Source organism: Amycolatopsis deserti, assembly GCF_014653945.1.
In the GTDB taxonomy this organism is placed as follows: domain Bacteria; phylum Actinomycetota; class Actinomycetes; order Mycobacteriales; family Pseudonocardiaceae; genus Amycolatopsis_E; species Amycolatopsis_E deserti.
In genome coordinates, this window is the sequence record NZ_BNAU01000008.1 from 1 (window position 1) to 14,716 (window position 14,716).

The following is a 14,716-nucleotide window of genomic DNA, read 5'->3' on the forward strand; positions in this document are numbered from 1 at the left end:
TCTGCGCACCGCTGCGCATGGCGCCTCCACCTCGGGCGCCGCGGCTCGGCTGCGTCCCGTGTGCACGGCCGGCCCGCGTCCGCGCGCGCCCGCACGCCGCGCGCGCCCGCACGCCGCGCGCGGTCGGCGCGCATGGGTGGGCGGGGCTTGCCCACACGCCGTGCGCATGGCTGGCCCGCGCCCGACGCGCGCGACTGGCTCGCGCCAACGTGCCGTCGGCGCGCGCCTCATGCGCGACCCGCCCGCGTCCCGCCATGGCTGTCCCGCACCCCACACGCATGGCTGGCCCGCGCTCCACGCCCACGGCTCGCCCGCGCCCGCCGTGCGCGGCCCGCCCGCGTCGTGCGGGCCCACGCCCCGCGCATGGCTGTCCCGCACCCCACACGCATGGCTGGCCCGCGCTCCACGCCCACGGCTCGCCCGCGCCCGCCGTGCGCGGTCCGCCCGCGTCCTGCGGGCCCACGCCCCGCGCATGGCTGGCCCGCGCCCCACGCGCGCGGCCCAACGCGCGGCCCGCCCGCGCCCCGCGCACGGCCTCCCGCGTCCGACCCGCATGGTCCGCGCTCCGCGGGCCCGCGCCCCACGCACGGCTCGGCCGCGCCCCACGCACGGCTCGGCCGCGCCCCACGCGCGGCTCGCCCGCGGCCCGCGCGCCGTGCGCACGGTCGGCACCCCCACCTCGCGCGGTGGGTGTCCTCGCCTGCCGCGGCAGCCGAGCGACCGGCCGCGCGGCGCCCTACAGCCGTTCCAGGATGGTTGCCGTGGACAGGGCCCCTCCGGCGCACATCGTGACCAGCGCGGTCGCCCCATCGCGGCGTTCCAGCTCGTGCAGCGCCGTCGTCAGCAGGCGGGCTCCGGTGCTGCCCACGGGGTGCCCCAGCGCGATCGCGCCGCCGTTGACGTTCACCCGCTCCGGGTCCGGCTCGTGCACCTGCTGCCACGACAGCACCACCGAGGCGAACGCCTCGTTGACCTCGAACAAATCGACGTCCCCGACCGCCATCCCGGCGCGCGACAGCACCCGCGACGTCGCCTGCACCGGGCCATCGAGGTGGTAGTACGGCTCGGCACCGACCAGCGCCTGCGCGCGGATCCGCGCCCGCGCACGCAGGCCCAGCGCCGCCGCCCGCTCCGAATCCATGATCAGCACCGCCGCCGCGCCGTCCGAGATCTGCGACGACGTGCCCGCCGTGTGCACGCCGCCGTCGAGCACCGGCTTCAGCCGCGCCAGCCCCTCCAGCGTGGTCTCCCGCAGGCCCTGGTCCCGCGCCACCAACCGGGTCTCGCCGGTCGGCCGGCCCTCCTCGTCGAGCACCGGCGCCTTCACCGGCACCACCTCGCGCTCGAACCGGCCCTGCGCCCACGCCGTCGCCGCCTTGGCCTGCGACGCCATCCCGAACCGGTCGACGTCCTCCCGCGAGAGACCACGCCGCACCGCGATCCGCTCCCCCGCTCCGTACTGGTTGGGCATGTCGATCGCCCACGAATCGGGCTTCGGCGCGCCCGCGTCCACCCCCCGGTTCGCGCCGAGCGGGATGCGGCTCATCGCCTCGACCCCGCACGCGATCCCGGCGTCGATCGCCCCCGCCGCGATCAACCCGGCCACCAGGTGCGCCGCCTGCTGGGCGGATCCGCACTGGGCGTCGATCGTCGTCGCGCCGGTGGCCTCCGGCAGCCCGGCGTGCAGCCACGCCGTGCGCGTCACGTTGCCCGACTGCTCACCCGCCTGCGTGACGCAACCGCCGATAACCTGTTCCACGATCGCGGCGTCCACGCCGGCCCGCTCGACCAGCGCGCGCTGCGCCGCTCCCAGCAGCTCGGCCGCGTGCAACCCGGCCAGCCAGCCACGCCGCTTCCCGATCGGGGTCCGGACGGCCTCGACGATGACGGGTTCACCCACGGCAGCTCTCCTCCACTCGGCTGAACCCCAAAGTAGAACTTGTTGCAGTTCCGGGCAAGTGTGACCCAGGTCAACCGCCATTCGGGGACCAATCGGACGACCAGCCGTTTCAAGATCGAGTAAACGGGTTTCACTCAACCTCTCGACTTAGTTAACACCGTATGCTCTAATCGCCTTTAGAACGTGTTCCACGACGATGTGAGGCACCTCGGGAGGTAGCCGTGGCCACGCCCCTGATCCCCGCCGGCTTCGATTTCACCGACCCCGACCTGATCGCGACGCGGCTCCCGCTCGAGGAGTTCGCGGAGCTGCGCAAGACCGCGCCGGTCTGGTGGAACGCGCAGCCGCACAACCGCGCGGGCTTCCGCGACGACGGGTTCTGGGTCGTGACCCGGCACGAGGACGTGAAGACCGTGTCGAAGGACAGCCAGCTGTTCTCCTCGCAGGAGAAGCTGGCGATCATCCGCTTCGACGAGAACATGACCGACGAGGGCCTCGACGCGAACCGCCTCGTGCTGCTCAACATGGACGCGCCCCAGCACACCAAGCTGCGCCGCATCGTCTCGAAGGGCTTCACCCCCCGGTCGATCGCCCGGCTGGAGGACACCCTGCGCGACCGCGCCGCGCGCATCGTGCACGAGGCGAAGAAGAAGGGCTCCGGCGACTTCGTCGAGGACGTCGCGTGCGAGCTGCCCCTGCAGGCCATCGCCGAGCTGATCGGCATCCCGCAGGAGGACCGCCGCAAGATCTTCGACTGGTCCAACCAGATGATCGGCTACGACGACCCGGAGTACGACGTCGAACCCATCGCCGCCTCCGCCGAGCTGGTCGGCTACGCGTGGAACATGGCCGAGGAGCGCCGCAAGTGCCCGATGGACGACATCGTCACCAAGCTCATCCAGGCCGATGTGGACGGTGAGTCGCTCACCTCGGAGGAGTTCGGCTTCTTCGTCATCCTGCTGTCCGTGGCCGGCAACGAGACCACCCGCAACGCCATCACCCACGGCATGAAGGCCATGCTCGACCACCCCGACCAGTGGGAGCTCTACCGCGAGCAGCGGCCCAAGACCGCGCCGGACGAGATCGTCCGCTGGGCCACCCCGGTGATCGCCTTCCAGCGCACCGCCACCGCGGACACCGAGCTGGGCGGCCAGCACATCCGCAAGGGCGACCGGGTCGGCATGTTCTACAGCTCGGCCAACTTCGACCCCGAGGTGTTCGACGAGCCCGAGCGCTTCGACGTCCTGCGCGACCCGAACCCGCACGTCGGCTTCGGCGGCACCGGCTCGCACTACTGCATCGGGGCGAATCTGGCCCGGTTGGAGATCGACCTGATCTTCAACGCCATCGCCGACGAAATGCCTGGTATCCGCGAGGTCGCGCCGCCGGAACGGCTGCGCTCGGGCTGGCTGAACGGCATCAAGCACTACCGGGTGGCCTACGAATAAGGGTTACGCTCACACCTCGCAGGCGATCGTCCTCGCCAGGAGGTGCCCGGTGCCCGTCGTCCCGCCCACCCCGGAAGAACTCGCAGAACTGGCCGCGCGCTACGGCTTCCAGCTGAGCGACGCCGACCGGAAGTCCTTCGCCGGTCTCGTGGAGGCCAACCTCGCCGCCCACGAGGCCGTCGAGCGGCTCTACGCGCGCTCGGCGCCCAGCGCCCCGCACCGCGACTACGAGTGGCCCCAGGACAACCCGCTCGGCGCGTGGTACGTGCGCACCCGCATCCCGCCGTCCGGTGACGGTCCGCTGAGCGGCCGCGAGGTGGTGATCAAGGACAACATCGCGGTCGCCGGCGTGCCGATGATGAACGGATCCCGCGCGGTGGAGGGGTTCGTGCCGCGCCGGGACGCGACCGTGGTGAGCCGGGTGCTCGCGGCGGGCGGCACGGTCGTCGGCAAGGCGGTGTGCGAGGACCTGTGCTACTCCGGGTCCAGCTTCACGTCGGCCGGCGGCCCGGTGCGCAACCCGTGGGACCCCACCCGGCACGCGGGCGGCTCGTCGTCGGGCAACGCGGCCCTGCTCGCCGCCGGTGAGGCCGACCTCGCGATCGGCGGCGACCAGGGCGGCTCGGTGCGGATCCCGGCGGCGTTCTGCGGGGTGGTCGGGCACAAGCCCACGCACGGGCTCGTGCCCTACACCGGCGCGTTCCCCATCGAGACCACCATCGACCACCTCGGCCCGATGACCCGCACCGTGCGGGACGCGGCGCTGCTGCTGAGCGTCCTCGCCGGCGACGACGGGTTCGACCCGCGCCAGCACCGCACGCCCGAGCCGCCGGACTACCTGGCCGCGGTGGAGCAGGACATCCGCGGCGTGCGCGTCGGGGTGCTCACCGAGGGCTTCGGGCTGCCGGTGTCCGAGCCCGGCGTCGACGACGCCGTGCGCGCCGCGGCCGACCGGCTCGCGGCGGCGGGTGCCGTGGTGTCTGAGGTGAGCGTGCCGTGGCACCGCGAGGGGCTCGACGTGTGGACCGTGATCGGCACGGACGGCACCGCGCGGCAGATGATCGACGGCAACGGCTACGGCATGAACGTGCCCGGCCGGTACGACCCCGAGCTGATGGTGCACTTCGCTCAGGGCCGGCGCGTGCACGCCGACGACATGTCGGACACGCTCAAGACCATGATCCTCACCGGCGCCTACGCGGCACAGCGGTACGACATGCGGCACTACGCCATGGCGCGTGAACTGGCGTGGGAGCTGCGGGCCGGCTACGACGCCGCGCTGACCCAGGTGGACGTGCTGGTGCTGCCCACGGTCCCGTACGTGGCGAAGCCGCTGCCCGGGCCGGACGCCACCCGCGAGGAGCGGATGGTCAACGCACTGGGGATGGTGGGCAACACGGCGCCCTTCGACGCGAGCGGCCACCCGGCGATCTCGGTGCCCGCGGCCCCTGTGGACGGCCTGCCGACCGGGCTGATGATCGCCGGGCGCCGCTTCGACGACGCGACGGTCCTCCGCGTGGCCGCGGCCTACGAGCGCGAGGTGGGCGGCTTCCCGTCCGCCGCCCGGTAGGTCAGCAGCGCGGCGGCCCCCTTCCGCTGGACCGCGTGGAGCCGCAGATCCGCGGGCGCGGTGAAGAGGCGCCGTCCGGCGCCGAGCGTCGTCGGGAACACCAGGAGCCGGTACTCGTCGACGAGGTTCTCGGCGGCGAGGGTGTGCACGACGCCGATGCTGCCGGTGACGATGAGGTCCCGGTCCGTCCCGCGCACCGCCGAGATCAGGTCCCCGCCGAGCACGGACGAGTTCTGCCACGCGTCCGCGCTGGTCAGCGACCGTGACACGACGAGCTTCGGGATGGCGTTCATCTTCGCCGAAAACTCGTCGGTCCGGCCCGGCCAGAGTTTCGCGAACAGCTCCCACGTGACGCGGCCCAGCAGCAGTGCGCCGGTGTCGAGCAGCGTGCCGAGCCCGAACTTGTCGCCGGCCACCGCCTCCGGACCGTGCCGGAACGCCCAGCCGCCACCCGGTGTGCCGCCGGATCCGTCCGGGTCCTCGACGACGCCGTCCAGCGTGACGAACTCGATGACGATCAACGTGCCCATGTGGACTCCTCGGTTGTCCTCCGCCGGCCCGGTGCGGCCCGGCGGAGGTACATACCGGCGGGAGCCGCCATACTCATCGCGATGGCCAGGGTGGATTTCGCAGCGCTGACCGAACCGCACCGGGCGGAGCTGCTGGCGTACTGCTACCGGATGCTCGGGTCGGTCCACGAGGCCGAGGACCTGGTGCAGGAGACCATGTTGCGGGCGTGGCAGGCCCGCGAGCGCTACGACGAGCGGCGGGCGTCGATCCGCACCTGGCTGTACCGCATCGCGACCAACGCGTGCCTGACCGCGTTGGCGGGCAAGGCGCGCCGACCGTTGCCGTCCGGGCTGGGCGCGCCCAGCACCGACCCCGGGGCGGCGCTGCGGCCGGCCTTCGACGTGCCCTGGTTGCAGCCCTTCCCCGACGCCCGGCTCGGCGATCCGGCGGACCAGGCCGTGCGGCGGGACAGCATGCGGCTGGCGCTGGTCGCGGCCATGCAGGCGCTGCCGCCGCGGCAGCGGGCCGTCTGGGTGCTGCGCGAGGTCCTGGCCTTCAGCGCCGCGGAGGTGGCCGGACTGCTGAACACCTCGGTCGCTTCCGTGAACAGCGCCCTGCAGCGGGCGCGGGCGGGGCTGCCCGTCACCGCCGCCGAAGACGTCGCCCCGTCCGGCGACCCGGCCGCGCGCCGGACCGTGGAGGCCTACGTCCGGGCGTTCGAGGCGGCCGACGTGGACTCGCTCGTCGAGCTGCTCACCCACGACGCCGTGCTGGAAATGCCGCCGGTCCCGCTGTGGTACCGCGGTCGAGACGACTACGCCGCGTTCATCCGGCGCGTGTTCGCGATGCGCGGCGCGGGCTGGCGCATGGTCTCCACCGCGGCGAACGGCCAGCCGGCCGCGGCCGCCTACGCGCCGGACCCGGCGGACGGGCACCGGCTGCACACCCTGCAGGTGTTCACGGTGACCGGTGGCAAGATCGCCCGCACCGTCGTGTTCCAGGACCCGGCGGTGTTCGCCGCCTTCGAGCTGCCCACCGCCGTCTAGGTGTACTTGGCCAGGACATCGGTGGCCGTAGGGCGGGGTTGACGTGGGGAGAGCCTCCGGTTGGGTGTGGCGACGACCAGCCCTCGTCCACGACACACCGGGCCAGTCGCGGCGGCCCGGCGCGATCCACACCGATCCCGGAGGTCCTCAGCCCATCACCAACATCCCCGGACAGCGCACCTAGGGCTTCTCCGCGCCGACCACCCACATCGCGAAGTACTGGGACCCTCCGCCGTACGCGTGGCCCAGCGCGCGCCGCGCGCCGTCGACCTGGTAGTCGCCCGCCCGGCCCATCACCTGCTTCGCCGCCTCGGAGAACCGCAGCATCCCCGACGCCCCGATCGGGTTCGACGACAGCACCCCGCCGGACGGGTTGACCGGCAGCCGCCCGCCCAGCGCGGTCTCCCCGGCCTCGGTCAGCTTCCACCCCTCGCCCTCGGGCATGAACCCCAGGTTCTCCAGCCACATCGGCTCGAACCAGGAGAACGGCACGTAGATCTCCGCCGCGTCGATTTCGGACAGTGGATCGGTGATGCCCGCCTCGCGCCACAGGGCCGCCGCGGCCTCCCGGCCGGCCTGCGGGTTCACCTGGTCGCGGCCGGCGAACGTGGTCGGCTCGGTGCGCATCGCGGTCGCGTGCACCCACGCCGCGCCCGCCACCGCGTCGCCGGCGGCCTCGTCGCCGATCACCATCGCGCACGCGCCGTCCGAGGACGGGCAGGTCTCGTCGTAGCGGATCGGGTCCCACAACACTTGGGAGGACCGCACCTTCTCCACGGTGATGTCCGGCTGGCGCAGGTGCGCGTACGGGTTCAGCGCGCCGTTCTGCCGGTCCTTCGCCGCGACGATCGCGCCGACGTGCTCGGGCGCGCCCGACCGCCGGATGTAGGACCGCACGTGCGGCGCGAAGTACCCGCCCGCGCCCGCACCGACGGGCATCGTGAACGGCGGCGCGATCGACAGCGCCCACATCGCGTTCGACTCGGACTGCTTCTCGAACGCCACCGTCAGCACCCGCCGGTGGATGCCGGACTGCACCAGGCTCGTCGCGACCAGCGCCGTCGACCCGCCCACCGAGCCCGCGGTGTGCACCCGCAGCAACGGCTTCCCGGTCGCGCCGAGCGCGTCGGCCAGGAACAGCTCGGGCATCATCACGCCCTCGAACAGATCCGGCGCCTTGCCGATGACGACCGCGTCGATGTCCGGCCAGTCCACCCCCGCGTCGGCCATCGCCCGGTCGATCGCCTCCCGCAGCAGGCCGGGCATGGACACGTCGGTCCGCTTGGCCCGGTGGTGGGTCTGCCCGGTGCCGAGCACCGCGGCGAGCTGCTTCGCCATGTTCACGCCTCCAGGACCGCGACGAGGTTCTGCTGCAGGGCCGGGCCGCTGGTCGCGTGCGCGAGCACCTTCGAGGCCTGGCCGGTGAGGATGCGGGTGGCGGCCTCGCCGATGCGCGCCAGCCCGGCCGCGAACATCGGGTTGCCGGTGAGCACCCCGCCCGAGGGGTTGACGCGGACGTCGTCGCCGAGCCCGAGCGCGGTCCGCAGGATCAGCTCCTGGTGCGTGAACGGCGCGTGCAGCTCGGCGACCTCCACGTCCCCGGTGCCGACCGCGCGCCCGGCCGCCTCGGTCGACGGCGAGCGCGTCAGGTCGCGGGCGCCGAGCACGGGCGTGTCCACGCGGTGCTCGATGCCGGTGATGACCGCGGGCCGCTCGGCGAACTCGTGCGCCCGCTCGGCCGCGGCCAGCACGATCACCGCGGCGCCGTCGGTCACCGGCGCGATGTCGTGCGCCCGCAACGGATCCGCCACGTACGGCGCGTCCAGCAGGTCGGCGACCTCGCTGGTGCCGGAGAACTGGGCGCGCGGGTTGCGGGTGGCGTCGGCGCGGCTGCGGGCGGCGACCTCGGCCAGGTCCTTCTCGCTCCACAGCCCGGCGTCCAGCCCGAGCCGGGCCTGCAGGCCGGCGATGCTCACCGAGTCCGGCCACAGCGGTGCGACCGTGTACGGGTCGAGCTGCAGCGCCAGCACCCGGCGCAGCTGACCGGCCGAGGACTTGCCGAAGCCGTACACCAGGGCGGTGTCGACCTCGCCGGTGCGGATCTTCAGCCACGCCTCGTACAGCGCCCAGGCGGCGTCCATCTCGACGTGCGACTCGTGGATCGGCGGGAACGCGCCGATCGCGTCGATCGCGGAGATGAACGAAAACGCCCGGCCGGCCAGGTAGTCCGACGAGCCGGAGCACCAGAATCCGATGTCCTCCTTGGACAGTCCGGTCCGCTGGTAGACCTCGGCGAAGATGGGCACGAGCATTTCCACGCCGTTCGTGGTGCCCGGTGTGGAGCGCACGTTCGGGGCCTGGGCGAACCCGACCACCGCGACGTCTCGCATGGCAGTTCCCCTCTACAGGTGGTGGGCGAAGGACTCGTACGGCGCGTCCGGCTCGCCGGTCGGCTCGAAGTGGCTGATGTTCTCCAGGCTCGTCCACCACTCGTCCCGCGGTTTCCACGCCGCGCGCACCCGCATGCCCATCCGGACCTCGGACGCGTCGCAGCCGAGGACGAGGTGCAGGAACGCGATGTCGGCGCCGTCCAGCAGGATGTAGGCGGCGACGTAGGGCGGTTTGATGCGCTGGCCGAGGAACGGCACGTTGACGATGCAGAACGTGGTGACGATCCCGGTGTCCGGCAGCTCCACTTCGTCCACAGTGGGCACACCGTCGGTGGGGCAGGCGCCGCGCGGCGGGATGTAGACCTTCTCGCACGCGGGGCAGCGCTGCCCGATCAGCTTGCCCTCGGCCAGGCCGCGCAGGTAGCGGCTCTCCTCCGGGGAGGCCGAATGCTGGTAGTGCAGCTGGATCGGCGTGACCATCACGCCGTCCTGTTCGGACTTCGGCGGTGGCGCGGGGGAGGGGCCGTCGCCGGCGCCGAGGGGCAGGAAGTAGGCGATGTCGCGGATATGGCCGACGGGTTCGTCGGCCCAGCGCACGCGCACCCGCATCCCCGTGCGCATGTCGGCGGGGCTTGCCACGTGCACGGCGTGCAGCATCGCGGTGTCGGCGCCGTCCAGCCGGATCAGCGCCCACGCGAACGGCGTGGTCAACGGCTGGCCGTCCAGCGGTTCGGGGATCCACGACCAGGTCAGCACCGTGCCCTCGTCGGACACGGCCACGAACTCGGTGAGCGCCGCGGCGGTGAGCGGGTCGTACTCCACCGGCGGCACGTGCACGCGGCCGTCCGAGCCGCGCACGCCCTCGATGCGGCGCTCGCGCAGACCGGCGGCGAACCGGCCGAGCACGGGCCCGAGGGAGCGGGTGTAGTCGAAGGCGAGATCCAGCGGCGCGGACAGCGGTGTACTCACGAATCGAAGTGAAACACGTTCTCGATCTGTCGGCAAGACGCTCCACCGGGAGCTTGCGCGGTAAGTGGAACAAGTTCTAGATTCGGGTGCATGACCACCGCACTGGAGACGATCGGCCTGTGGAACATCGCGGCCGGGCAGCCGGACCGGACGGCGATCGTGAACCCCGACGGGAGCGAGGTCGGCTACGGCGCCCTCGCCGACAAGGCCAACGCCTACGCGCGCGGTCTGCGCGAGCTGGGCCTGGAGACCGGCGACGTCGTGGTGGTGCTGCAACCCAACAGCGACGAGCTGCTCGCCGCCTACTTCGCCGCGCTGCAGACCGGGCTGTACGTGGTGATGGTCAACTGGCACCTGGTCGGGCCCGAGGTGGCCTACATCCTGTCCGATTCCGGGGCGAAGGCGTTCCTCGCGCACGAGCGGTTCGCCGAGGTGGCGGTGGCGGCCGCGGACGAGGCCGGGTTGCCCGCTTCCGGCCGGTTCGCGGTGGGCCGGATCGACGGGTTCCGCGACGTGGCCGAGCTGGGCGCCGGAGGCAGCGGCCGCCCGGAGGTGCGCACGGCGGGGTCGCCGATGCTCTACACGTCCGGCACCACGGGGCGGCCGAAGGGCGTGCGGCGGCCGTTGAGCGGGGCCGACCCGGACACGGTGCCGGCCGCGTCCACGTGGTTCTTCGGCATCTTCGGGCTGAAGCCGTTCGACGACCACGTCCACCTGTGCGGGTCGCCGCTCTACCACACGGCGGTGCTGAACTTCGCGTCCATCTCGATCCAGCTGGGGCACACGGTCGTGTTGATGGACCGGTGGGATCCGGAGGAGATGCTGCGGCTGATCGAGCGCTACCGCGTCACGCACAGCCACATGGTGCCGACGCAGTTCCGGCGGCTGCTGGCGCTGCCCGAGGAGGTGCGGTCGCGCTACGACCTGTCGTCGCTGCGGAACATGATCCACGGCGCGGCGCCGTGCCCGCCGGAGGTGAAGCGGCGGATGCTGGAGTGGTGGGGCCCGGTGGTGACCGACTACTACGCCGCGACCGAGGGCGGCGGCACGATGATCACCGGTGAGGAGTGGCTGCGCAAGCCCGGTTCGGTCGGGTTGCCGTGGCCGGGTTCGGTGATCAAGATCCTGGACGACGACGGCAACGAGCTGCCGCCCGGGCAGCCGGGCGCGGTGTACATGCGGATGGGCTCGTCGACGTTCGAGTACCACAAGGACGCCGAGAAGACGCGCAAGGCGCGGGTGGGGGACCTGTTCACCCTCGGCGACGTGGGGTACCTGGACGAGGACGGCTACCTGTTCCTGCACGACCGCAAGAACGACATGATCATCTCGGGCGGGGTGAACATCTACCCGGCGGAGATCGAGAACGAACTGGTCATGCACCCGAAGGTCGCGGATGTCGCGGTGTTCGGCATCCCGCACGAGGATTGGGGCGAGGAGATCAAGGCGGTCGTGCAGCCGGCGCCGGATGTCTCCCCGGGGCCCGAGCTGGCGGCCGAGTTGCTGGAGTGGGTGCAGGGGCGCCTGGCGAAGTTCAAGTGGCCACGCAGCATCGACTTCGCCGAGGAGTTGCCGCGGGATCCCAACGGCAAGCTGTACAAGCGGAAGCTGCGGGATCCTTATTGGACGGACCGCAAGATCTGACCCTCCTGCGGCCGGCCGGCCGGGTTCGGCTCGGTGTTTTTGGAAATGTGCGCGCCCCGTGGGCAGCCCGCAGCCTGCGGGCAGCCGCGCGCTGCGTGCCGTCAGCGGCCTGGAGGCTCCCCGCGCCCTGCGGACTGCCAGTGGCCCGCGGGCTGGCCGCGGGGCGCGGTTCCGTGCGCGCGTGGCTCCCCGCCGACCTACCCCCAGCGTGGGGTTGATCGGGCACTCAGGCTGGGCGTGATTTGTGCCCGCTCGGGCTGGGCGTGATGCGGGCACCCCGCTCAGGCTGGGCGTGGCCGCAGGTCCCGCTGGCTGCGTTCTTCCGTCACCACCTCGCCGGAGCGTGCGAAGCGCACCGACGCCCACCACGAACCGTCGGCGCGGGGGTGCTTCTCCCAGGTCAGCGTTCCCGGCACCCACTGCCCGTAGTCCCGCACGAGACAGGGCTTCCCGGGCGGATTCGCCTTTCCGCGCACCCGCAGCCACCGTTCGCTGCAGCAGTGCCCGCAGGGCTGGAGCTTCTCCGGGCCCAGGTCCGCCCAGCGGACCGGCACCACGGCACCGGTCTCGCCGCCCCTGCGGCGCACGTGCTCCTGCCCCTTGCGCAACCACTCGCACCGGTCGTCGTTGTGGTAGGCCGACCCGCCCGTGGTGCGCCAGCCGCGCGGCAGCACACCCGCCGGCGGCGGCTTGCAGTACGCGCACTGGTCCGCCGGCAGGAGGTGCTTGCATTCGCCGTCCATCGCGCCAAGGTAGCGACGGCCACCGACAGTTCAGCGGCCTTCGAACCGGGGCTTGCGCTTCTCCGTGAACGCGCGCGGCCCCTCCTTCGCGTCGGCGGACTGGAAGACCTTCAGCCCGTACTGCGCCTCCAGCTTGAAGGCCTCCTCCTCGTGCATCCCCTCGGTGTCGCGGATCGTGCGGAGGATCGCCTGAACCGCGAGCGGTCCGTTGGCCGCGATCATGTCCGCCAGTTCCAGCGCCCGCTCCAGAGCCTGACCGTCCGGCACCACGCTGCCGATCAGCCCGATCTCCTTCGCCTCGGCCGCGGTCAGGTGCCGCCCGGTCAGCAGGATCTCCGCGGCCAGCGTGTACGGGATCTGCCGCGGCAGCCGCACCGCCGAACCGCCCATCGGGAACAGTCCCCACCGCGCCTCGGACACGCCGAACCGCGCGCTCTCCCCGGCCACGCGGATGTCGGTGGCCTGCAGGATCTCCGTGCCACCGGCGATCGCCGGGCCCTCCACGGCCGCGATCAGCGGTTTCGTCAGCCGCCGACCCTTGAGCAGGCCCTCGATGCGGCCCGGGTCGAACGTGCCGCGCTCGTAGGAGTCGGCGGGGGAGTTGCGGTTCATCGACTTCAGGTCCGCGCCCGCGCAGAACGCCCCGCCCGCGCCGGTGAGCACGCAGCACCGGATCTCCGGGTCGTTGTCCACCCGGTCCCAGGCTTCGACCAGGATCGCCATCATCTCGCCGCTGATCGCGTTGCGGACTTCCGGCCGGTTCATCGTCACCACGAGCGTGTGCGCGCGTTGTTCCACCAGGGCGTGCGGCTGTTCCATGAGTACCTCTCCATCCGGCGCCATTGCCCAAAACGATAACATGTTCTACTTTGGCTGGGTGGCTTACAACATCGCGGATCTGCTCGAGCACGCCGTCGACGCCGTGCCGGATCGCCCCGCGGTCATCTGCGGAGGACGGCACGTCACCTACGCCCAGCTGGAGGACAGGGCCAACCGGCTGGCGCACCACCTCGCCGCCCACGGGGTCGGTCCCGGCTCCCACATCGGCGTTTACTCCCGGAACTCCGTCGAGATGATCGAGGCGATGTTCGCCGCGTACAAGCTGCGGGCCATCGCGATCAACGTCAACTACCGCTACGTCAACGCCGAACTGGAGTACCTGTTCACCAACGCCGACCTGGTCGCGCTGGTGCACGAGCGGCAGTACGCCGACCGGGTCGCCGCGGTGCTCCCGTCGACCCCGAAACTGAAACACGTACTAGTGGTCGACGACGGCAGCGGAGCGGACTGCTCGGGCTACGGCGGGGTCGACTACGAGTCGGCGCTGGCCGCCCAGTCGCCCGACCGCGACTTCGGCGAGCGCAGCTCCGACGACCTCTACATCCTCTACACCGGCGGCACCACCGGCTACCCGAAGGGCGTCATGTGGCGCCACGAGGACGTCTGGCGCGCCCTGGGCGGCGGCATCGACTTCGTCACCGGCGAGTACGTGCCGGACGAGTGGACGATGTCCGAGCAGGGCAAGCAGGGCGCGATGGTCCGGCTGCCGGCCGCGCCGCTCATCCACGGCGCCGCCCAGTGGGCCGCGTTCGGCGCGATGTTCAGCGGCGGCACCGTCGTGTTCGTGCCGCAGTTCGATCCGCACGAAATCTGGACCGAGGTCGCCCGGCACAAGGTCCAGGTGCTCACGATCGTCGGCGACGCGATGGCGCGCCCGCTGATCGAGGCCTACCACCAGGGCGGCTACGACGCGTCCTCGCTGCTCGCGGTGTCCAGCCACGCCGCGCTGTTCTCGCAGTCGGTCAAGCAGGAGTACCTGCGCACGTTCCCGAACCTGGTGCTCACCGACGCGATCGGCTCGTCGGAGAGCGGGTTCACCGGCATCGGCATGGTGGCCAAGGACGCCGACCACTCGGCGGGCCCGCGGGTCAACTTCGGCAAGGACGCCATCCTCATCGACGACGACAACCTCTTGGTGGAACGCGCGCCCGGCGCGGTCGGGCGCATCGCGCGGCGCGGGCACGTGCCGCTGGGCTACTACAAGGACCCGGCCAAGACCGAGAAGATCTTCGTCGAGATCGACGGGAAGCGCTACGTCGTGCCCGGCGACTACGCCCGCTACGAAGAGGACGGCACCGTCACCCTCCTGGGCCGCGGTTCGCAATGCGTCAACACCGGCGGCGAAAAGGTGTTCCCGGAAGAGGTCGAGGGCGCCCTGAAATCCCATCCGGACGTGTTCGACGCCCTGGTCATCGGCGTGCCGGACGACCGGCTCGGCCAGCGGGTCGCCGCGATCGTGCAGGCCCGGCCCGGCGGCAGCCTCGACCTGGCCGACGTCGAGGCGCACGTGCGCACGCAAGTCGCCGGCTACAAGGTGCCGCGCAGCGTGTGGGTCGTCGACGAGATCGGCCGCCTGCCCAGCGGCAAACCCGACTACCCGTGGGCGCAGCGGTACACCGCCGAGAACCCGCCCGCCGAGATCCAGAAGGCCTGAGG

The 14,716-nt window shown here is 72.2% G+C and carries 12 protein-coding genes; 5 read left to right on the forward strand and 7 right to left on the reverse strand.

Annotated elements, in window-relative coordinates:
• Window positions 1-736 precede the first annotated feature (736 nt).
• Window positions 737-1,900 carry a steroid 3-ketoacyl-CoA thiolase gene (locus IE290_RS29220; RefSeq protein WP_191247925.1) on the reverse strand — a complete coding sequence of 388 codons (1,164 nt, stop codon included), beginning with the start codon at window positions 1,898-1,900 and terminating at the stop codon, window positions 737-739.
• Window positions 1,901-2,121: 221 nt separating this feature from the next.
• Here IE290_RS29220 and IE290_RS29225 point away from each other — a divergent pair, with 221 nt between their 5' ends.
• Window positions 2,122-3,348 carry a cytochrome P450 gene (locus IE290_RS29225; protein ID WP_191247926.1) on the forward strand — a complete coding sequence of 409 codons (1,227 nt, stop codon included), beginning with the start codon at window positions 2,122-2,124 and terminating at the stop codon, window positions 3,346-3,348.
• A 49-nt stretch (window positions 3,349-3,397) separates the two neighbouring features.
• Entirely contained in the window at window positions 3,398-4,918 is a 1,521-nt protein-coding gene (locus tag IE290_RS29230) for an amidase (RefSeq protein ID WP_191247927.1), read from the forward strand.
• Here the strand turns inward: IE290_RS29230 and IE290_RS29235 are convergent.
• Complete coding sequence (locus tag IE290_RS29235) at window positions 4,876-5,448, reverse strand: dihydrofolate reductase family protein (RefSeq protein WP_191247928.1); 573 nt, start codon at window positions 5,446-5,448, stop codon at window positions 4,876-4,878. The two genes, IE290_RS29230 and IE290_RS29235, sit on opposite strands and share 43 nt — an antisense overlap.
• An 81-nt stretch (window positions 5,449-5,529) precedes the next feature.
• Here IE290_RS29235 and IE290_RS29240 point away from each other — a divergent pair, with 81 nt between their 5' ends.
• A complete protein-coding gene (locus tag IE290_RS29240; RefSeq protein WP_191247929.1) occupies window positions 5,530-6,474 on the forward strand; it encodes a sigma-70 family RNA polymerase sigma factor in 945 nt (314 codons plus the stop codon).
• A gap of 180 nt (window positions 6,475-6,654) precedes the next feature.
• Here the strand turns inward: IE290_RS29240 and IE290_RS29245 are convergent, their stop codons facing one another.
• Genes IE290_RS29245 through IE290_RS29255 form a run of 3 tightly spaced genes read right to left on the reverse strand, consistent with a single transcriptional unit; the run spans window position 6,655 to window position 9,833 of the window.
• Window positions 6,655-7,812, reverse strand: coding sequence for a thiolase family protein (locus IE290_RS29245; RefSeq protein WP_191247930.1), 1,158 nt, complete (start codon window positions 7,810-7,812; stop codon window positions 6,655-6,657).
• 2 nt (window positions 7,813-7,814) lie between these two features.
• Window positions 7,815-8,864: a thiolase family protein gene (locus IE290_RS29250; protein WP_191247931.1), complete on the reverse strand. Its 1,050-nt coding sequence runs from the start codon at window positions 8,862-8,864 to the stop codon at window positions 7,815-7,817.
• 12 nt (window positions 8,865-8,876) lie between these two features.
• Window positions 8,877-9,833, reverse strand: coding sequence for a Zn-ribbon domain-containing OB-fold protein (locus IE290_RS29255; protein WP_191247932.1), 957 nt, complete (start codon window positions 9,831-9,833; stop codon window positions 8,877-8,879).
• 90 nt (window positions 9,834-9,923) lie between these two features.
• Between IE290_RS29255 and IE290_RS29260 the strand changes: the two genes are divergently transcribed.
• On the forward strand, window positions 9,924-11,477 hold the full coding sequence (locus IE290_RS29260; RefSeq protein WP_191247933.1) for an acyl-CoA synthetase: 1,554 nt from the start codon (window positions 9,924-9,926) through the stop codon (window positions 11,475-11,477).
• 281 nt (window positions 11,478-11,758) lie between these two features.
• Here IE290_RS29260 and IE290_RS29265 read toward each other — a convergent pair whose 3' ends face one another.
• Entirely contained in the window at window positions 11,759-12,220 is a 462-nt protein-coding gene (locus IE290_RS29265; protein WP_191247934.1) for a hypothetical protein, read from the reverse strand.
• 30 nt (window positions 12,221-12,250) lie between these two features.
• The gene (locus tag IE290_RS29270; RefSeq protein ID WP_191247935.1) at window positions 12,251-13,039 is read right to left on the reverse strand and encodes a crotonase/enoyl-CoA hydratase family protein; all 789 of its coding nucleotides are present in this window, start codon (window positions 13,037-13,039) and stop codon (window positions 12,251-12,253) included.
• Between the two features lie 58 nt (window positions 13,040-13,097).
• Between IE290_RS29270 and IE290_RS29275 the strand changes: the two genes are divergently transcribed.
• A complete protein-coding gene (locus IE290_RS29275) occupies window positions 13,098-14,714 on the forward strand; it encodes an acyl-CoA synthetase (RefSeq protein WP_191247936.1) in 1,617 nt (538 codons plus the stop codon).
• Window positions 14,715-14,716 lie beyond the last annotated feature (2 nt).

Bases quoted from the DNA above. Each gene is read 5' to 3' on its own strand.
- IE290_RS29270 (WP_191247935.1), bottom strand. From the start codon at position 13,039: ATGGAACAGCCGCACGCCCTGGTGGAACAACGCGCGCACACGCTCGTG.
- IE290_RS29235 (WP_191247928.1), bottom strand. From the start codon at position 5,448: ATGGGCACGTTGATCGTCATCGAGTTCGTCACGCTGGACGGCGTCGTC.
- IE290_RS29260 (WP_191247933.1), top strand. From the start codon at position 9,924: ATGACCACCGCACTGGAGACGATCGGCCTGTGGAACATCGCGGCCGGG.
- IE290_RS29250 (WP_191247931.1), bottom strand. From the start codon at position 8,864: ATGCGAGACGTCGCGGTGGTCGGGTTCGCCCAGGCCCCGAACGTGCGC.
- IE290_RS29245 (WP_191247930.1), bottom strand. From the start codon at position 7,812: ATGGCGAAGCAGCTCGCCGCGGTGCTCGGCACCGGGCAGACCCACCAC.
- IE290_RS29265 (WP_191247934.1), bottom strand. From the start codon at position 12,220: ATGGACGGCGAATGCAAGCACCTCCTGCCGGCGGACCAGTGCGCGTAC.
- IE290_RS29240 (WP_191247929.1), top strand. From the start codon at position 5,530: ATGGCCAGGGTGGATTTCGCAGCGCTGACCGAACCGCACCGGGCGGAG.